The organism is Streptomyces sp. NBC_00019 (assembly GCF_045041015.1).
Lineage (GTDB): Bacteria > Actinomycetota > Actinomycetes > Streptomycetales > Streptomycetaceae > Streptomyces.
Window position 1 is genome coordinate 5,311,888 of sequence record NZ_CP108302.1, and the last position, 18,659, is coordinate 5,330,546.

Sequence of the window (18,659 nt, forward strand, 5' to 3'; positions counted from 1 at the left end):
ATCCCCCTCGGCCTAGTACGAGAAAGCCATCGGCTTGTCGGCGTCATGTGCGTCGCCGCCGATCTTCGTGGGCGGGTTGAGGTCGGCCTCGGTGAGCTCGGGCGGGCCGGCCTTGATGTACTTCGCGAGCAGCTTGACCTCGACGACGGCGAGGATGGCGTACAGCGAGGTGAAGACGATCATCGAGGTGAGGACCTCGCCCTGGGAAACACCGGGGGAGACCGCGTCGCGGGTCCGCAGGACGCCGTAGACGACCCACGGCTGACGGCCCATCTCGGTGAAGATCCAGCCCCAGGAGTTGGCGATCAGCGGGAAGCCCGCGGTGAGAACGGCGATGCGCCAGTACCACGTGGCCAGCTTCGGGCCGAGGGCCTTCTTGGCCCTCGGCAGCAGCACGAGATGCGGCACCTCGTCGTCGGCGACCCTCAGGGCCTGCGGCAGCAGGAACTTCTTGCGGGTCAGCCACAGCCCCAACAGGCCGATCGCGAAGGACGTCATGCCGAAGCCGATCATCCAGCGGAAGCCCCAGTAGGCGACGGGGATGTTGGGCCGGTAGTCGCCGGGCCCGTACTTCTCCTGCTCTGCCTTGTTGACGTCGTTGATGCCGGGGACGTACGAGGTGAAGTCGTCCTTGGCCAGGAAGGACAGCAGTCCCGGGATCTCTATGGCGACCCTGTTGTGGCCCTTGTCGACGTCACCGACGGCGAAGATCGAGAAGGGGGCCGGCTTCTCGCCGTCCCACAGCGCCTCGGCGGCGGCCATCTTCATCGGCTGCTGCTCGTACATGATCTTGCCGAGGGTGTCGCCGCTGATCGCGGTGAGCAGGCCGCCGATGACGACGGTGACCAGGCCGAGCCGCAGCGAGGTCTTCATGTCGCTGATGTGCTTCTTGCGCATCAGGTGGAAGGCGGAGATGCCGACCATGAAGGCGCCGCCGGTGAGGAACGCCGCCGAGAGGGTGTGGAAGGCCTGGGCGAGCGCGGTGTTCTGGGTCAGGACGAGCCAGAAGTCGGTGAGTTCGGCCCTGCCCTTGGCCTCATTGATTCGGTAGCCGACCGGGTGCTGCATCCACGAGTTGGCAGCGAGGATGAAGTACGCCGACAAGATCGTGCCGATCGAGACCATCCAGATGCAGGCCAGGTGGATCTTCTTGGGAAGCTTGTCCCAGCCGAAGATCCACAGACCGATGAACGTCGACTCGAAGAAGAAGGCGATCAGGGCTTCGAAGGCGAGCGGGGCGCCGAAGATGTCACCGACGAAGCGCGAGTAGTCGGACCAGTTCATGCCGAACTGGAACTCCTGCACGATGCCGGTGACCACACCCATCGCGATGTTGATCAGGAAGAGCTTGCCCCAGAACTTCGTCGCCCTGAGGTACTTCTCCTTCTCCGTGCGCACCCAGGCGGTCTGCAGTCCGGCCGTGAGGGCGGCCAGGGAGATCGTCAGAGGGACGAACAGAAAGTGGTAGACGGTGGTGATACCGAACTGCCATCGCGCCAACGTCTCCGGCGCCAGAGCCAAGTCCACGTCGTCAATCTCCTTACGTGCCGTGGTATAGCGGCAGTTTGCCCCTTATGTCACACACATCACTGGAACAACCGGGACGCGATTGTGAACGCGTTCACATTCACAAGCAATTATGACGCACTGATTATCGAAGTTCGAAAGGGGGTCCCACTTGGGCCGTGCGGGTGCTCCACCAGGGCCGTTCGGCACTCCTCGGCGGCGGCTTCAGCGTCCTCTTGGACTGTTCGCCTGTGGGCGCTGGTTCCACGTGGAACCAGCGCCCACAGGTCGTGGACCGGCACGGTGGCCTCAGAGCTCCTTGCGGAACCCTTCCGTCACCTTCAGGAAGATGTCGTTCGCCTCGGTCTCCCCGACCGTCACCCGCACACCCTCGCCCGGGAACGGCCGGACCACCACACCGTGCCGCTCGCACACCGCGGCGAAGTCGACCGTGCGCTCCCCCAGCCGCAGCCAGACGAAGTTGGCCTGGGTCTCTGGCACCGTCCAGCCCTGCCCCCGCAAGCCCTCAAGCACCCGGTTGCGCTCACACACCAACGAGCCGACCCGGCCGAGCAGTTCGTCCTCGGCACGCAGCGAGGCGATCGCCGCGTCCTGCGCGAGCTGGCTGACGCCGAAGGGCACCGCGGTCTTGCGCAGCGCCGCCGCCACCGGCTCGTGGGCGATCGCGAAGCCGACACGGAGACCGGCGAGACCGTACGCCTTGGAGAAGGTCCGCAGGACGCAGACGTTCGGCCGGTCGCGGTACAGCTCGACGCCGTCCGGCACCTCGGCGTCCCGGATGAACTCGCGGTACGCCTCGTCCAGCACCACGAGCACATCGCTCGGCACCCGGTCGAGGAAGCGCTCCAGTTCGGCCCGCTTCACCACGGTGCCGGTCGGGTTGTTGGGGTTGCAGACGAAGACGAGGCGCGTCCGATCGGTGATGGCGTCGGCCATGGCGTCCAGGTCGTGCACATCGCCCGGCGTCAGCGGGACCTTCACCGAGGTCGCTCCGCTGATCTGCGCGATGATCGGGTACGCCTCGAAGGACCGCCAGGCGTAGATGACCTCGTCGCCCGGGCCCGAGGTCGCCTGGATGAGCTGCTGGGCGACACCGACCGAGCCGGTGCCGGTGGCCAAGTGGGAGAGCGGGACACCGAAGCGCTCCGACAGCTCGTTCATCAGGCCTGTGCAGGCCATGTCCGGGTAGCGGTTGAAGGACGAGGCCGCGGCCGTGACGCTCTCCATCACACCCGGCAGCGGCGGATACGGGTTCTCGTTGGAGGACAACTTGTAGGCGACCGGGCCGCCGGCCGCTGCGGGCTTGCCCGGCTTGTAGGTGGGGATACTTTCCAGCTCGGCGCGCAGCTTGGGGCTCGTCTCGCTCACCGCAGTCCTCCTTGTGACCACCACCGGCTTCGAATACTCCTTACCTTATGAGGATTCGGCGCCGCTGCGTACAGATGGGACGCAAACCTCATCAGCCCCACTGGCATCAGGGGCATCACGTACGAAGACAGACGAATCACAGGGCGCTCTCACATATATCTATGCGCCGGTGGCTCGCGCCGTGGCGCGCATCACCCGTGAAGGTGAGTTGAGACCTCTTCGAAACATCGGCGACTTGGCAGGCCCATGCGCGTCGACAAGTCACGTAGTGCCATTGGATCGTTCAACTCCCTTTCATTCAAAGGAGATTGACGCGGTATGACCATGCAGAAACGTGCCTGTCAACGCGTGCATATGCGTCCGCCCTACCCCACCGCATGAGCCCTACTATCGGCTCGCCATGACAGCAGCAGGGAAGCACCAGGTGAGCCGCGCGGAAACCTCACGTCGAGGCAGCCGGCCGGGCCGTGCGGGCATCAGAGACGTTGCCGCCGCCGCCGGAGTCTCCATCACGACCGTCTCTGACGCCCTCAACGGCAAAGGGCGGCTCCCGGACGCCACCCGCCGCCATGTCCGCGAGGTCGCCGACCGGCTGGGTTATCGCCCGTCGGCGGCCGCCCGAACCCTCCGTACCGGAAAGTCGGGCCTCATCGGCCTCACCGTGACGACGTACGGGGATGAACCTTTCACCTTCACGGAGTTCGCGTACTTCGCCGAGATGGCCCGGGCCGCCACCTCGGCGGCGCTCGCTCGCGGCTACGCGCTCGTCATCCTCCCCGCGACCTCGCGCCACGACGTGTGGTCGAACGTCGCCCTGGACGGGACGGTCGTCATCGACCCGTCCGACCAGGACCCTGTGGTCAGCGAACTCGTCCGGCAGGGTCTACCGGTCGTCTCCGACGGCCGCCCGGCCGGCTCGCTGCCGGTCACCGCGTGGGTCGACAACGACCACGAGGCCGCCGTCCTCGGCATCCTCGACCACCTGGCCGACGCCGGCGCCCGCCGCATCGGCCTGCTGACGGGGACGTCGACGGACACGTACACCCATCTGTCCACCACGGCGTATCTGCGCTGGTGCGAGCGGGTCGGCCAGGATCCGGTGTACGAGTCCTACCCGGCGCACGATCCGTGCGCGGGCGCCGTCGCCGCCGACCGGCTGCTGGCCAGGCCGGACCGCCCTGACGCGGTCTACGGGCTGTTCGACCCGAACGGCACCGACCTGCTCGCCGCCGCCCGCCGCTACGGGCTGCGGGTACCGGACGACCTGCTTCTGGTCTGCTGCAGCGAGTCCACCGTGTACGCCAGCACCGAACCGCCCATCACCACGCTCTCGCTGAAGCCGAGGCGTATCGGCACGGCCGTGGTCCAGCTCCTCATCGACGCCATCGAGGGGGTCGAATCGGACCAACCGGTCGAGCAGGTGATACCGACGGAGTTGATCGTGCGTACCTCGTCCGAGCGTCGTCCGCCCCGGACGACCGTCAGTCCGCCCCGGTCGCCCGAGGAGGAGTAGGACGAGGGCCGTCAGCAGGTGGCACAGGCCCTGCCCAATCGGGGCGAAAGCCGCGGTGAACAGGAGTCTTGCTCCGATTCACCACCCCTGGGTCATCACATGGCGCGATCCGCATTCCTATGATGGGCCCACGACACCGCGGGCCGCTGCGACCAGGCAGTCCGAAGCGGTGCAGATGCGGCGTGATGGTGGAGGGGTCTGATGACTCAGGGGGCCGGTCAGGGACCCGAGGCGGAGCGGACGGCGACGTTGCGCGACTTCCGGGTACCCGCGTACGTCCACGAGACCGGCCCGTACGGCCACAGCGCGCACCCCGGCGACGTCGTACCGGCGCACGAGGCGGACTACCCGGAGGGGTACACGCCCACCGAGCGCAACCTACCGGTCGTCAACCGGGGTGACACGCTTCAGGTGGCCGTCGACCCCGCGGCGGTCCCGCGGGCCGTCGTCGGGCCGGGCGCGCTGTTCGTCGTCGGTGACGTCCACGGTTATCTCGACGAGCTGGTGGCGGCGCTCCAGGAGAAGGGCCTCGTCGACGCCGAGGGCAACTGGTGCGCGGGCACCGCCCGGCTGTGGTTCCTCGGCGACTTCACCGACCGCGGCCCGGACGGCATCGGCGTCATCGACCTCGTGATGCGGCTGTCCGCCGAGGCCGCCGCGGCCGGCGGCTACTGCAAGGCCCTCATGGGCAACCACGAACTGCTGCTGCTCGGCGCCAAGCGGTTCGGCGACACCCCCGTCAACTCCGGTGCGGGCACCGCCACCTTCCAGGCGGCCTGGCTGCTCAACGGCGGGCAGAAGACCGACATGGACCGCCTCCAGGACCACCACCTCCAGTGGATGGCCCGCCTCGACGCCATGGAGGAGGTCGACGGGCACCTGCTCGTCCACTCGGACACCACCGCCTACCTCGACTACGGCGACTCGATCGAGGCGGTCAACGACACCGTCCGCGAGACGATCACGCGCAACGACGCGGACGAGGTATGGGATCTGTTCCGCAAGTTCACCAAGCGCTTCTCCTTCCGCGACGAGGGCGGCGCCGACCATGTGCGGTCCCTGCTCGACACGTACGGCGGCACGCGGATCGTTCACGGTCACAGCCCGATCCCCTACCTGCTGGGCGAGGTCGGCTCGGAGGACGGCGAGGACTCGTCGGGTCCGCGGGTCGAGGGACCGCACGTCTACGCCGAGGGGCTGGCCATCGCGATGGACGGCGGTGTGACCATGGCCGGAAAGCTGCTGGTCCAGCAACTGCCGCTGGATATCTGAACGTTCACGGGGCAGACGATCCCCCATGACGGACTGAGCAAGAAACGACGCAGGCCAGGGCCCAATTTCTGGAAACCCCCTGTCACCGTGTGCCGTCACCGCTCTACCATCGGCTTATCCGTAGCAGGCTCCCCTCCGTTTCTGCCCGACGGCTCACAGTCATGCGAGCCCCAAGCCCTACGGAGCATCGGGGGATGCACATGAACAGCGTTCCGCAGCACCTGCTGATCGAGGACCGCCAGGAGTACGAGCGGATCCTCGATGAGGCGCTGCGCTCCGCCCCACACCGCCCGGAACTGGCCGCTGTGGGACAGCGGCTCAATCCCGAACAGCTGCGCACCATGGCGCTCAACGCCACCGCGATCATCACGGCGGCCGCGGCGACCGAGTACCAGCACTACGTGAAGGTCCGCGAGGAACTGCGCCAACCGGCGCCGTCCACCCCGTCGTCCGTCCGTGAGACCGGCTCTGCCGAGCCGGGCTCGGGCGCGGTGGGGCTCGCCGCCACCATGGGAGAGGTCGCCGAGACCGCCGGTGCGGGCGCCGTCGCCGTCGCCGCGGTCCTGACGCCCGTCCTCGCCGGAACCGCAGCGGCGATCTTCCTGCTGGTGGGGTACATCCTGAAAATGCTGGACCCCCAGCCGGCGTTCGCCCAGACCATGCTGACCACCGGTTGGGTGTTCGGCGCGGTGACCGCGCTCGCGATCCTGGTCGCCGCGGTCGGCCTCCTGCTCACCGCCCTGCGCAACCGGCCCTCGCTGGACACCGGGCCGTACGGCGAGCTGAGCGGGGAGGTGGCCCGGGCCAGGGAGGCCTGGCGCGAGGCCCTGTTGGAGCGGGGTGTCCTGCCCTTCCTGCGGGACGCGCTGGCCGACCCCGGCACGGCGGCCGCCCTGCACCGCCCCGCACCGCCCGCGCCGACCAGCCGTATGCCGCACCTCGGCTACGGCCGTCCGGGCTTCAGCAGCCCTGACGACGGCTCCTCCGGCCCACGGCCCAGCTTCACGAGCCCGGACTACACCAGCCCGGACTTCGGCGGCCCGGAACACCAGCCGGAGTAACCCCCGGCTTGCGCCCCTCACCGCGGGGAAACCCGACTTCGGGGGCGCGCAAGCCGGTTGTCCGGCGCCTCACGGACGCCGGACGGCCTGCGCCTCCCGCATCCCCCGACGGGCCTCCGCTCAGTCGGCGAGCGGCAGATACACCCGGTTCCCCGCAGCCGCGAACTCCTTCGACTTCTGGGCCATGCCCTCCTCGATCTCCTCCTGGTTCCCGCCGTGACGACGGCGGATGTCCTGGGAGATCTTCATGGAACAGAACTTCGGCCCGCACATCGAGCAGAAGTGGGCCGTCTTGGCCGGCTCGGCGGGGAGTGTCTCGTCGTGGAACTCGCGGGCCGTGTCAGGGTCGAGGGCGAGGTTGAACTGGTCCTCCCAGCGGAACTCGAAGCGGGCGTCCGACAGCGCGTCGTCCCACTCCTGTGCGCCAGGGTGTCCCTTGGCGAGGTCCGCCGCATGGGCCGCGATCTTGTAGGTGATGACGCCCGTCTTCACGTCGTCACGATTGGGCAGGCCCAAGTGCTCCTTGGGCGTGACGTAGCAGAGCATCGCCGTGCCCCACCACGCGATCATCGCGGCACCGATGCCTGAGGTGATGTGGTCGTACGCCGGGGCGACGTCCGTGGTCAGCGGGCCGAGCGTATAGAACGGTGCCTCCTCGCAGATCTCCTGCTGAAGGTCGATGTTCTCCTTGATCTTGTGCATCGGGACGTGGCCCGGACCCTCGATCATGGTCTGTACGTTGAAACGCTTCGCGATCGTGTTGAGTTCCCCGAGCGTCCTCAACTCCGCGAACTGCGCCTCGTCGTTGGCGTCCGCGATCGAACCCGGCCGGAGACCGTCACCGAGCGAGTACGTGACGTCGTAGGCGGCGAGAATCTCGCAGAGTTCCTCGAAGTTCTCGTAGAGGAACGACTCCTTGTGGTGCGCGAGGCACCAGGCCGCCATGATCGAGCCGCCGCGCGAGACGATGCCCGTCTTGCGGTTGGCCGTCAGCGGTACGTACGGGAGGCGGACGCCCGCGTGGACCGTCATGTAGTCCACGCCCTGCTCGGCCTGCTCGATGACCGTGTCCTTGTAGATCTCCCAGGTCAGTTCCTCGGCCTTGCCGTCCACCTTCTCCAGCGCCTGGTAGAGCGGCACCGTGCCGATGGGGACGGGGGAGTTGCGCAGCACCCACTCGCGGGTGGTGTGGATGTTGCGGCCGGTGGACAGGTCCATGACCGTGTCGGCGCCCCAGCGGGTCGCCCAGGTCATCTTCTCGACCTCCTCCTCGATGGAGGACGTCACCGCGGAGTTGCCGATGTTGGCGTTGACCTTCACCAGGAACCGCTTGCCGATGATCATCGGCTCGATCTCCGGGTGGTTGACGTTGGCCGGGAGGACCGCGCGGCCGGCCGCGATCTCCTCCCGGACGACCTCGGGGGCCACGTTCTCCCGCAGGGCCACGTACTCCATCTCCGGCGTGATCTCACCGCGGCGTGCGTACGCGAGCTGTGTGACCGCTCCACCGTCGCGGCTACGGCGCGGCAGCCGGGGCCGCCCGGGGAAGACCGCGTCGAGGTTGCGCAGGTTGCCGCCCCGCGGCGAGGTGTGCTTGATGCCGTCGTCCTCGGGACGGGCGGGACGGCCCGCGTACTCCTCGGTGTCGCCGCGGGCGATGATCCAGTTCTCCCGGAGCGGGGCCAGCCCCCGGCGGACGTCGGTATCGACCAGGGGGTCGGTGTACGGGCCCGATGTGTCGTACAGCGTGACCGACTGCCCGTTGGTGAGGTGCACCTGACGGACCGGCACCCGCAGATCGGGGCGGGAGCCCTCGACATACGCCTTGTGCCAGCCGATGGACTTCCCGACCTCCGCGGACTGTTCGCCCTGAATGGGCTGTTCGTCCTGGCTGAAGGCAGGCGTGCGCGCGTCCTTGATGGTCATGAGACCTACTCCCTACGCCGGCATTACCCGGTAACAGGTTCGGCGGTCGACGCAGCGGCTTCCGTCTGCCGACGTTTCGTGTGGAAAGTCACTCGCTGGTGACGATGTTCCACGTGAAACATCGCTGGGACGGAGGTCAGCGCCCTCTCAGCCCGGTGCTCCGAGCTCCCGCGTGTACAAAGGTGCCCCCACGCTAGCGTCAATTCGGGCGCGGTGAACAGAGGGCCCCTGTCGTTCTTGCGATGATCGGTCGGTGACCACGACACATCAGCCCCCGTTCCCACCGCCCGAGCCTCCTCGCAGGCCCGGCTCCGGAAACGGGCCCGGCAACGGACCCCGACCCGCAGACGGGCAGGGTGCCGGGTACGGCCCGGGCCCGGGCTCCGGCGACTGGCACGAGCACGGAAACGGCACCGGTGACGGGTTCGGACAGGAGCCCGGATCGGGCGGCCGGTTCGAGCACGGGCCCGGTGCCGCCGGCGGCCACGAGCACGACGCCGGTGGCGGACACGGGCATGGGCACGGCCCCGGTTCCGGTGGTGGGGGCACCGGCGGTGGCGGCGGACACGGTCACAGCCACAGTCACGGCCCGGCGGCCCCCGTCTCCAAGCACCTGCGCAAGGTCATCGCCGCGATCCTCATCCCCTTCGGCGTCGCCGTGATCGTCGGGCTCGCCGTGCTGTGGCCGGGGGGCGCTCCGGGTCATGAGCGCACCGGCGTCGGCTTCGACCGGCAGACCCAGCAGGCCACGGTCACCAAGGTCGTGAGCGTGAGCTGCAAGTCGGTCAACGCCTCGGGCGAGACCCCGACCGGCGACACTTCCACCGCCGAGGGCTCCTCCGCCCAGCAGCAGGCCGACGGCGACTGCAAGAAGGCGACGATCCGCGTCGACACCGGCGCCGACAAGGGCCGTACGTTCACCGAGATCGTGCAACCGGACCAGTCGCGGCAGTTGCACCAGGGCGAGAAGGTCGTGGTCGCCTACGAGCCCTCCGCCCCCAAGGACCTGCAGTACTCGGTCACCGACGTGAACCGCAGGCTCCCCATGGCGTTGCTCGCGGGCATCTTCGCACTCGCCGTCGTGGTCGTCGGGCGGTTGCGGGGCGTCATGGCGCTGGTCGCGCTGGCCATCAGCTTCATGATCCTGAACTTCTTCATCCTGCCCGCGATCCTGCAGGGCTCGAATCCGCTGGTCGTGGCCGTGGTCGGGGCGAGCGCCATCATGCTGATCGCCCTGTATCTGTGCCACGGACTCTCGGCGAGAACATCCGTCGCGGTGCTCGGCACGCTGATCTCGCTGCTGCTGATCGGCGTGCTCGGCTCGCTGTTCATCGGCTGGGCCGCGCTCACCGGCAACACGGACGACAACACCGGCCTGATCCACGGCCTGTACCCGTCGATCGACATGAGCGGTCTGCTGCTCGCCGGCGTCATCATCGGTTCGCTCGGTGTCCTCGACGATGTGACGGTCACCCAGACGTCGGCGGTCTGGGAGCTGCACGAGGCCAATCCGTCGATGGGCTGGCGCGATCTGTACCGCGCGGGCATCCGTATCGGCCGCGACCACATCGCGTCCGTCGTCAACACGCTCGTCCTCGCCTACGCGGGCGCCGCTCTGCCGCTGCTGCTGCTCTTCTCCATCGCGCAGAGCAGCGTGGGGACGGTAGCCAACAGCGAGCTCGTCGCCGAGGAGATCGTGCGCACGCTGGTGGGCTCGATCGGCCTGGTCGCGTCCGTGCCGGTGACGACCGCCCTCGCGGCCCTGGTGGTGTCGGCCGACCGGCCTGCGCTTCCGGGCTCCGGGACGGCGCCGGTGGGCGGCCGGCCGGCTCCGGCGGGAGCCCAGTCGATGTCGGCGGGCACACAGCCGCCCGCGGCACGAGGCGGGCGCGGGCGACGGCGCAAGCGCTGACGCCTGCATCTTCACAGGGGCTGTACGGCGCCGTACAGCCCCTGTGACATGCCTGGGGCCCCGCTGAGGAGAAGCGTTCCTGCACGAGCCCCACGCCCGTGCTGAAGCGTTACGCCCCCCATGGCCGTAACGCTTCAGCCCGCGCTCTGTTCCTCCGCCAGAATCCGGTCCAGGGCCTCCTCGAGGTGGGCGTCGAAGTCGGCGAGCGCACCCTCCTGGCCCAGCGGCACCAGCTTGTCGGTGCGGTCGAGGAAGGCGATGAGCGGCGCCGCCGAGGAGCGGAACAGCGCCTGGTCGACGCCGACCTGAAGGCGGATCAGGACCTCACCCAGCGTGTCCGCCTCGGCCGGCGCGATGCGCACATCCCCGTCCCCGCACGGCCGCCCCACACCGTCGATCAGCAGCTCACGCCCGAACGCCCAGGTCACCGGCGCGTCACCGGGCAGATGGAAGGTGAGCCGCACGGCGTAGGGATCGCAGGTCTCGTAGCGCAGCTCCACCGGGATACGGAAGGCGAGCTCCTCGGACACGAGAAAGCTCATCATGACCTCTGCCTGTACGGACTCACCCATCGTCTACCCCGTCATCTGCCGTCGACTGGCCGGGAATGATCCCTTTGACTGTGGTGGAAGTTTGCTGAACGTACACGGGAGATCACAAGGAGTGAGTTTTCAGATACTGATAGAGATCGCGAGCGACCCGAGGAGGCGTCCGATCTCGCTCTGCAGCTGACGGGTGGCGGCCGCCAGTCGGTCGGCCTGGTGGGCGGGGAGCGAGATGGCCATCGTCGCGGCGGTGGTGCCCATGGTGATCGGAATCGCCGCGCAGACCGTCCCCAGCGCGTACTCCTGCCGTTCGAAGACCGGTTCCATCCGCCGCGTCCGGTCCAGACGCCGTAGCAGCGTGTGGCTGTCCCGCACGGTGTACGGGGTGATGGCCTGCACGGGGTAGCGGTCCAGGTGGTCGCGGCGGGCGTCCTCGTCGAGCTGGGAGAGCAGGCACTGTCCGATGGCGTGGGCGTGCGCCGTCTCGCGGAAGTCGGCCCATTCCTCGACCGCCGGGTTGCCCGGGGTGTCGGAGACGCACATGACCTCGATCTCGCCGTCCCGGTAGATCGCGTAGTACACGGGTACGCCGATGGCGTCGCGCCAGTGGGCCAGTGTCTCGGCGATCGTGCTGCGACGTTTCTCCTGTGCTCCGCTGCTGCTCAGCCGTTCGGCCGCCTCGCCGAGGAAGAACAGGCCCTTGTCCCGGCGCAGATATCCCTCGTGGACCAGGGTGCGCAGCAGGTGGTAGGCCGTGGGCAGGGCGAGGCCGGTCTCGCGGGCCAGTTGTTTGGCGGGGGCGCCGTGTTCGTGCTCGGCGACGGATTCCAGCAGGCGCATCGCGCGCTGGACGGAGCCGATGAGGGTCGTGGGGTGCAGTGACTCCGGGGAGTCGGCAGGTACTGCTCTCGGTGCCGGGTTCGATGCCGGTGCCGGGGGTGTCCCCGGGCGGGACCGGCTCGTGGCTGCGGGCTGCTCCGGCGGCCGGAGTCGGGGCTCCGGCGAAGGGACCGCCGCCCGGACGGGTGCAGGGGCTGCGAGGCGTTCCGCGGGTGCGGTGTCAACCGTGGCCAAGGGTCACTCCCGAAGCGCGAGGGGGCCGCCCGTGCGGGGGGACACGGGAGGGGGTGTGCGCCGCTCGCGGGGGATCGTCCCCGCGTCGAATTCCGGACTTTAACCGTCCGCCACCGCTCGCACTCGACCTGTACCGAAAGTTCCCTCGCCCGAGGGAACCGGTGATTCCTGTTACCGATCACCGGTGCCGCTCGCCGGTTGCCGCACGCGTCACCAGTCGCCGCGCGACGAGGAGCTCGACATGAACTTCCGCACCACGTAGATCAGTCCGCCGACCAGGGCCACGAAGACCAGCAGCTTGAAGAGCAGTCCGATGACGAACCCGACGACGCTGGCTATCAGCCCGCCGAACACGACCAGCGCGATGACCGGCACCGCGATCCACTTCACCCACCAGGGCAGTCCCGCGAAGAAATCTCCCATTGCTCTCGTCCTTACCTCTCCGCCCGTCGCTCGTGCCGGGTCCGGTCGAAGACCCGGGCTCGTGATGCCGGATCCTTCTGATGTCCTGCACTCGATGCTAGGGCGGGGAGGGGCCCCGGCGGGGGCCTCGCACCCCTTGTCCTCCCCTGACTGATCCCCTAGGGAATCCCGGGGTGTCGGGTCAGCTCTCGGGGGGAGAGAACACCACGAGGACCCGCAGGTCCTCGCTGATGTGGTGGAACTTGTGGGCGACGCCGGCCGGTACGTAGACCACGCTGCCGCGCGCGACCTGGGTGGTCTCCATGCCCACGGTGATCGCGGCGCGGCCGCTCACAACGAAGTAGACCTCGTCCTGATTGTGCGGCTTCTGTGGATCATGTTCACCGGCGTCCAGCGCGTACAGCCCGACCGACATGCTCCGCTCACGCAGAAACTGCAGGTAGGCGCCCTCATTGGCGGCGCGTTCCGCCTCCAGTTCGTCCAGCCGGAATGCCTTCATCGCCCTCGTCCGCCCTCGTCACACTGCTGATCGCCGACCTCTTCTGCCACGATCAGACACATGAAGAATTTCGTAGTCAAGACGATCGCCAACGCGGGCGCCCTGGCGGTCGCCGTCTGGCTGCTGGACAAGATCACCCTGACCGGTGACAGCACGGGCAAGAAGATCGGCACCCTGATCCTCGTCGCGCTGATCTTCGGCATCGTGAACTTCCTGGTCAAGCCGGTCGTAAAACTCCTCAGCCTCCCGCTGCTGATCCTGACCCTCGGTCTGTTCACCCTGGTCGTCAACGCGCTGATGCTGATGCTGACCTCGTGGCTGGCCGACAAGGTCGACCTGAGCTTCCACGTCGACGGCTTCTGGACCGCGGTGCTCGGCGGCCTGATCATCTCGATCGTGTCCTGGGCGCTCAACGTCGTCCTGCCCGACGGGGACTGAGCCCCTCGTGACGTACCGCGTCTGCTTCGTCTGCACCGGCAACATCTGCCGCTCGCCGATGGCCGAGTCCGTCTTCCGCGCCCACGTGGCGGAGGACGGGCTCGACGGCCTGGTCGAGGTCGACAGCGCCGGCACGGGCGGCTGGCACGAGGGCGACGGCGCCGACCCGCGCACCGTGTCGGTCCTTGAGGCGCACGGCTACGACGGCGCCCACACGGCCCGCCAGTTCCAGCCGTCGTGGTTCTCCCGCCTCGATCTCGTCGTCGCCCTCGACCACGGCCACCTCAAGGCCCTGCGCCGCCTCGCGCCCAACCCGCAGGACGCGGCGAAGGTGCGGCTCCTGCGCTCCTACGACCCGTCCGCAGGCGACGACCTCGACGTACCGGACCCCTATTACGGGGGAATGGACGGCTTCGAGGAGTGCCTTGAGATGGTGGAGGCGGCGAGCGAGGGTCTGCTCGCCGCGGTACGCGAGGACGTGGAAGGACGAGTGGCATGAGCGAGTCGACCGGGAGCAACGGCGAGGGCACGCGCGCAGTACGGGCGGGACTGCCCGAGCCGGTCAGGAACGAACCGACCCTGCCCGGCCCGGCCTTCGCCGCCCACTTCCATCTGCCGGGCGAGGTGGGCGGCCCGTACACCTACGGCCGGGACGAGAACCCCACCTGGACGCTCCTGGAGCGCGCCATCGGCGAGCTGGAGGCGCCCGGGCAGGACGGCCTCCAGACGCTCGTGTTCGCCTCGGGCATGGCAGCCATCTCCTCGGTGCTCTTCTCCCAGCTGAGCGCCGGGGACACGGTCGTCCTGCCGAACGACGGCTACCAGGTGCTGCCCCTGGTACGCGCGCAGCTCGAGGCGTACGGCATCGAGGTGCGGACCGCGCCGACCGGCGGCGAGGCCCAGCTGGAGGTGCTGGACGGCGCGAAGCTGCTGTGGATCGAGACGCCGTCGAACCCCGGGCTCGATGTGTGCGACATCCGGCGGCTCGTCGAGGCGGCACACGCGCGTGGCGCCCTCGTCGCCGTCGACAACACCCTCGCGACGCCGCTCGGACAGCGCCCTCTGGAGCTCGGCGCCGACTTCTCGGTGGCCAGCGGCACCAAGCAGCTCACGGGGCACGGAGACGTCCTGCTGGGATACGTCACCGGCCGCGACGGCGAGGCGATGACCGCCGTACGGCGCTGGCGCAAGATCGTCGGGGCGATCCCGGGCCCCATGGAGGCCTGGCTCGCGCACCGCTCGATCGCCACGCTCCAGCTGCGGGTCGACCGGCAGAACGCGACCGCGCTCGTGCTCGCCGAGGCCCTGAAGGGGCGGCCGGACGTCACGGGGCTGCGGTATCCGGGACTGCCCGACGATCCCTCGCACAAGGTCGCCTCGCAGCAGATGCGGCGCTACGGGTGCGTGGTCTCCTTCACGCTGCCTTCGCGGGAGCGTGCCGAGCGTTTCCTCGACGCGCTGCGGCTCGTGGACGACGCGACGAGCTTCGGCGGAGTGCGTTCCACGGCCGAGCGGCGTGGGCGCTGGGGCGGGGACGCCGTGCCGGACGGCTTCGTGCGCTTCTCGGTCGGCGCCGAGGACCCGGAGGATCTGGTGGCGGATGTGCTGCGTGCGCTGGACGAGTCGGCGCGCTGACATCTTTTCTGCCCGTCCGTGGGTGTCCGGCTACGCACAACGGACGGTCCGAGCCTCCCCCCTCGTGGCTCGGACCGTCCTCGGTTCTGCGCGCGAAGAACCGCGCAAGCAAGGCTAGTTGACTCTGTGTCAGTGTCCAATCACAGTAGCGACAGCGACCTATCGACATATTTATAGTTGGGCGCGGCCGGGGGGCCAGGAGCAGGCACTGAAGGGGAGGGCGCGGCATGGATCTGGCCTTGTTGCGGACCTTCGTGACCGTGCACCGGGCCGGCTCCTTCACTCGCGCCGCCGCGCTGCTCGGCCTCTCCCAACCGGCCGTGACCTCGCAGATCCGTACGCTGGAGCGGCAGTTGGGCCGCCCGCTGTTCCTGCGACAGGCCCGCGGGGTGACCCCGACGACCATCGGCGACGAGCTCGCCCACAAGGCCGCGCCGCATCTGGACGCCCTGGTGGAGATCACCGAGACCGGCCTCGACGACGAGTCCTCTTTACGAACCCTCCACCTCGCCGGTCCCCCCGAGTTCATCGCCGAACGGGCCCTGCCCGCGCTCACCGAGCTGACCGGCGACGACGGCCAGGGCTTCGCACTGCGGGCCTCCTTCGGGAACGCCGAGGAAACCCTGGAGGGACTGGCCGCCGGGCATCACGATCTGGCCATCACCACGGCCCGTCCACGCGGCTCACTGCTCACAGCGACTGCGCTCTGCGACGAAGTGCACGTCCTGGTCGCCTCCCCGCGCTGGGCGAAGCGGATCAGTACCGGGACCCTGCGCCGCAAGGGGGCGCCCGCCCTGGAGGACCTCCCGGTGGTCGAGGTGCACGAGTCGCTGCCGTTCGTCTCCCGCTACTGGGCTTCCGTCTTCGACTCCCGTCCGGCGACCCCCGGCACCGTCATCGTCCCCGACCTGCGCGCGGCGCTCGCCTGCGCGGCGGCGGGCGCCGGGCTCGCGGTACTGCCCAGCTATTTGTGCGCCTCAGCCTTGGAACGCGGTGACGTCGTCGCCCTGCACCATCCGGCGGTGCCGCCGCTGCGGACGTACTTCCTGGTGGTCCGTACCGGCACGCTGGCGATGCCGCACATCGCGCGGGCTCACGAATGGTTGCTGCAGGCGGCTACGGACTGGTGCTGACCTGCACTTTTCCTCCGGTCACCGGGCGAGATCGGCCGATGACGGCCCGCGATGTTTCACGTGGAACCAACCGGGCCACATTTCACCCATGACCGTCCGACCCGTGGTCAAGCGCACTGCACGTGCTGTTCTCCTGCATGGCGACGACCTGATCCTGATCAAGCGCACCAAACCCGGCATGGATCCCTACTGGCTCACACCCGGTGGTGGAGTCGAGCCGACCGACACAACCGTCGTCGACGCCCTGCACCGCGAGGTGTACGAGGAGCTCGGCGCCAAGATCACCGACGTGGTGCCCTGCTTCGTCGACACCGTCGAGCACATCGGCGAGGACGGCGGTGCGACCGGGGTGAAGGTCCAGCACTTCTTCGTCTGTCGTCTGGAGTCCATGGACACCTCGCTGCGGCACGGCCCCGAAATCGACGAACCCATCGGTGAGTACGAAATCGTCCGGGTGCCGTTCACCCGTGTCGGGATCGCCTCCGTCCACCTCGTCCCGCTGTCCCTGCGGCACTACCTGGACGGGAACATCGAGGGCGTCCGTGCCATGCACGCCCCCGACCTGGGCTGAGTTCAGTCCCCGATGACGACGAGCTCCTCCACGGAGTCGTGACGTATGCGGTTCGACGGAATGCCGATGTCCCTCAGGGCGTCCACACCGCTGCGGATCATCCCGGGCGGGCCCGAGACGAAGGCGTCGTACTCGTTCCAGGGGCCGTACTGGCGGATGGCCTCGGGGAGTTGGACACGCGCCAGTTGGTCGATGACCGCGCGGACCGAGAGCCACGGGTGGGACTGCTGGAGCCTGAGCATGGTGTCGATGTCGTACAGGTCGTGGTCGGTGCGGGCGCCGTAGAACACCTCGACCGGCCGCCGCTCGCCGTGTTCGGCCACGTCCTCGACCAGTGCCTTGATGGGCGCTATGCCGGTACCGCCGCCCAGACAGAGCAGTCCGCTGTCGGTGGTGTGGTCCACGGTCATCGAACCGGCCGGCGGGCCGAGCCGGAGGATGTCGCCGGGCCGGGCGCGGTGCACCAGGGCGTTGGAGACCCAGCCCGCCGGGACGGCCTTCACGTGGAACGACAGCAGGCCGTCGGAGCGGGGCGCCGAGGCGAAGGAGTAGTGCCGCCAGATCCGCGGCCACCACGGCGTCTCCAGGCTCGTGTACTGGCCTGCGAGGAAGGGATAGGGCTGGTCCGGGCGGACGGTGACGACCGCGACGTCCGGCGTCCTGAGGTCGTGCGACACGACCTCGGCGTACCACCAGGCCGGGGCGCGCAGTTCGTCCCTGGCCGCCGCGTCGATCATCACCTGCGAGATCGTCGTGTACGCCCGGACCCAGGCCGCCTCCAGCTCCGGGTCCCAGATGTTCTCGGCGTACTTGCTCAAGGCGCCGATGAGGCACTCGCCGACGGCCGGGTAGTGCTCGGCCCGGGTGCCGTACTTGCGGTGGCCGCGGCCGAGGTTCTGCAGGTAGTCGACAAGGACGGGGGTGTTGTCGATGTGCTCCGCCGCGGTGAGCAGCGCCTTGAGCAGCCGGTCCCGCTGGGTGTCCATCGCGGCGGGGAAGAGCGAGCGCAGGTCGGGGTGGCGGACGAAGAGGAGCGCATAGAAGTACGAGGTGACCTTGTCGGCCACGGGAGCGACCTCCGCCATGGTCCGGCGGATGAGGATCGCGTCCGGGGAAGCCTGCTGGGCCTGCGCCGGGTTGGTGCGCTGCGGGGGTACACGCTGCTCCGGGGGCGGGGGTTCCGCCGGCCCCGGGTTCGGTATCGCGTGCGAGGTGGGGGGTGTTATCGGGTACGCCTGCTCGGTCGAGGCAGGTGGGGCGGCGGGAGCGGGCGGTGGGGCAGGTGTCGGGGCCGGGGCCGGCAGCGGGGCGTCCTGTGCCGGTGTGGCCGTGTCGGCGCGCTGTGTGGTCCTGCCGACCGGGCGCAGCGCCGCCAGGCGGCTGCCCTCGGTCGTCTCCTGCTCGCTGCCCGGCTCCGGCTGCGTGTGCGGCGTGAACCAGCCGCCCCCGCCGCCGGAAGTGCCGTTGTCGGCCGACGCGGTGGTCGGAGCGTCCATGGTGTGCCTCGCCTCGAACATCTTTCGGTCGGTCTGCGCACTTCCTCGGTCGGAATGTGCCTGCTTTCCCCCGCAGACGGCTTGCTTTCCCCGTTATGGCCATGGCCAATGCGGCCACATTCAAACCGTATTCGCGCTCCATACGGACAAGTAAGGCGAGAGTGTGACATTGGCCGCAGTGCTCTCACCGCAGCCTCCCACCGCGTGGGGACGCCCGGCCGCATAACCGAAAATGCCGGTCTTCGATCTCTCCGTCCCGTTAGGCT

General features: G+C 68.9%; 17 protein-coding genes and 1 riboswitch. Of the genes, 9 read left to right on the plus strand and 8 right to left on the minus strand.

Annotation, left to right across the window (positions count from 1 at the left end):
• Nucleotides 1-12: 12 nt before the first annotated feature.
• Both OHU89_RS24985 and hisC read right to left on the minus strand, forming a co-directional pair.
• Nucleotides 13-1,527, minus strand: a complete 1,515-nt coding sequence (locus OHU89_RS24985) for a cytochrome ubiquinol oxidase subunit I (RefSeq protein ID WP_405645975.1) — start codon at nucleotides 1,525-1,527, stop codon at nucleotides 13-15.
• Nucleotides 1,528-1,815: 288 nt separating this feature from the next.
• Nucleotides 1,816-2,895, minus strand: coding sequence for a histidinol-phosphate transaminase (gene hisC, locus OHU89_RS24990; protein WP_405645977.1), 1,080 nt, complete (start codon nucleotides 2,893-2,895; stop codon nucleotides 1,816-1,818).
• A gap of 400 nt (nucleotides 2,896-3,295) precedes the next feature.
• Between hisC and OHU89_RS24995 the strand changes: the two genes are divergently transcribed.
• From OHU89_RS24995 to OHU89_RS25005, 3 genes are all read left to right on the plus strand, one after another.
• Entirely contained in the window at nucleotides 3,296-4,408 is a 1,113-nt protein-coding gene (locus OHU89_RS24995) for a LacI family DNA-binding transcriptional regulator (protein WP_046256466.1), read from the plus strand.
• A gap of 201 nt (nucleotides 4,409-4,609) precedes the next feature.
• Nucleotides 4,610-5,680, plus strand: a complete 1,071-nt coding sequence (locus OHU89_RS25000; RefSeq protein ID WP_405645979.1) for a metallophosphoesterase — start codon at nucleotides 4,610-4,612, stop codon at nucleotides 5,678-5,680.
• Between the two features lie 194 nt (nucleotides 5,681-5,874).
• On the plus strand, nucleotides 5,875-6,741 hold the full coding sequence (locus tag OHU89_RS25005; protein ID WP_405645981.1) for a hypothetical protein: 867 nt from the start codon (nucleotides 5,875-5,877) through the stop codon (nucleotides 6,739-6,741).
• A 120-nt stretch (nucleotides 6,742-6,861) separates the two neighbouring features.
• On the opposite strand, the gene thiC is transcribed toward OHU89_RS25005, so the two are convergent.
• Nucleotides 6,862-8,667, minus strand: coding sequence for a phosphomethylpyrimidine synthase ThiC (gene thiC, locus OHU89_RS25010; RefSeq protein WP_405645982.1), 1,806 nt, complete (start codon nucleotides 8,665-8,667; stop codon nucleotides 6,862-6,864).
• A riboswitch (TPP riboswitch) is annotated at nucleotides 8,660-8,849 on the minus strand. Its footprint overlaps the gene before it by 8 nt.
• 71 nt (nucleotides 8,850-8,920) lie before the next feature.
• On the opposite strand from thiC, the gene OHU89_RS25015 reads away from it, so the two are divergent.
• The gene (locus OHU89_RS25015) at nucleotides 8,921-10,579 is read left to right on the plus strand and encodes a YibE/F family protein (RefSeq protein WP_405645984.1); all 1,659 of its coding nucleotides are present in this window, start codon (nucleotides 8,921-8,923) and stop codon (nucleotides 10,577-10,579) included.
• A 134-nt stretch (nucleotides 10,580-10,713) separates the two neighbouring features.
• Here OHU89_RS25015 and OHU89_RS25020 read toward each other — a convergent pair whose 3' ends face one another.
• From OHU89_RS25020 to OHU89_RS25035, 4 genes are all read right to left on the minus strand, one after another.
• A complete protein-coding gene (locus OHU89_RS25020) occupies nucleotides 10,714-11,151 on the minus strand; it encodes an SsgA family sporulation/cell division regulator (RefSeq protein ID WP_046256472.1) in 438 nt (145 codons plus the stop codon).
• 99 nt (nucleotides 11,152-11,250) lie between these two features.
• Nucleotides 11,251-12,003, minus strand: coding sequence for an IclR family transcriptional regulator (locus OHU89_RS25025; protein ID WP_405654643.1), 753 nt, complete (start codon nucleotides 12,001-12,003; stop codon nucleotides 11,251-11,253).
• A gap of 405 nt (nucleotides 12,004-12,408) precedes the next feature.
• Nucleotides 12,409-12,621 (minus strand): DUF5326 family protein, encoded by a 213-nt coding sequence (locus tag OHU89_RS25030; RefSeq protein ID WP_266890153.1) that lies wholly within the window; start codon nucleotides 12,619-12,621, stop codon nucleotides 12,409-12,411.
• Nucleotides 12,622-12,802: 181 nt separating this feature from the next.
• Nucleotides 12,803-13,120 carry a cupin domain-containing protein gene (locus OHU89_RS25035; RefSeq protein ID WP_266890151.1) on the minus strand — a complete coding sequence of 106 codons (318 nt, stop codon included), beginning with the start codon at nucleotides 13,118-13,120 and terminating at the stop codon, nucleotides 12,803-12,805.
• A 60-nt stretch (nucleotides 13,121-13,180) separates the two neighbouring features.
• Here OHU89_RS25035 and OHU89_RS25040 point away from each other — a divergent pair, with 60 nt between their 5' ends.
• From OHU89_RS25040 to OHU89_RS25060, 5 genes are all read left to right on the plus strand, one after another.
• Nucleotides 13,181-13,558: a phage holin family protein gene (locus OHU89_RS25040; RefSeq protein WP_266890149.1), complete on the plus strand. Its 378-nt coding sequence runs from the start codon at nucleotides 13,181-13,183 to the stop codon at nucleotides 13,556-13,558.
• Nucleotides 13,559-13,565: 7 nt separating this feature from the next.
• Nucleotides 13,566-14,057: a low molecular weight protein-tyrosine-phosphatase gene (locus OHU89_RS25045; protein ID WP_405645987.1), complete on the plus strand. Its 492-nt coding sequence runs from the start codon at nucleotides 13,566-13,568 to the stop codon at nucleotides 14,055-14,057.
• Nucleotides 14,054-15,193 carry a cystathionine gamma-lyase gene (locus OHU89_RS25050; RefSeq protein ID WP_405645989.1) on the plus strand — a complete coding sequence of 380 codons (1,140 nt, stop codon included), beginning with the start codon at nucleotides 14,054-14,056 and terminating at the stop codon, nucleotides 15,191-15,193. Before OHU89_RS25045 ends, OHU89_RS25050 begins: the two co-directional genes overlap by 4 nt.
• 227 nt (nucleotides 15,194-15,420) lie before the next feature.
• Entirely contained in the window at nucleotides 15,421-16,326 is a 906-nt protein-coding gene (locus tag OHU89_RS25055; RefSeq protein WP_405645991.1) for a LysR family transcriptional regulator, read from the plus strand.
• An 88-nt stretch (nucleotides 16,327-16,414) separates the two neighbouring features.
• Complete coding sequence (locus OHU89_RS25060; RefSeq protein WP_046256480.1) at nucleotides 16,415-16,897, plus strand: NUDIX domain-containing protein; 483 nt, start codon at nucleotides 16,415-16,417, stop codon at nucleotides 16,895-16,897.
• Nucleotides 16,898-16,899: 2 nt separating this feature from the next.
• Here the strand turns inward: OHU89_RS25060 and OHU89_RS25065 are convergent, their stop codons facing one another.
• Entirely contained in the window at nucleotides 16,900-18,414 is a 1,515-nt protein-coding gene (locus OHU89_RS25065) for a globin domain-containing protein (protein WP_405645993.1), read from the minus strand.
• Between the last annotated feature and the right edge of the window lie 245 nt (nucleotides 18,415-18,659).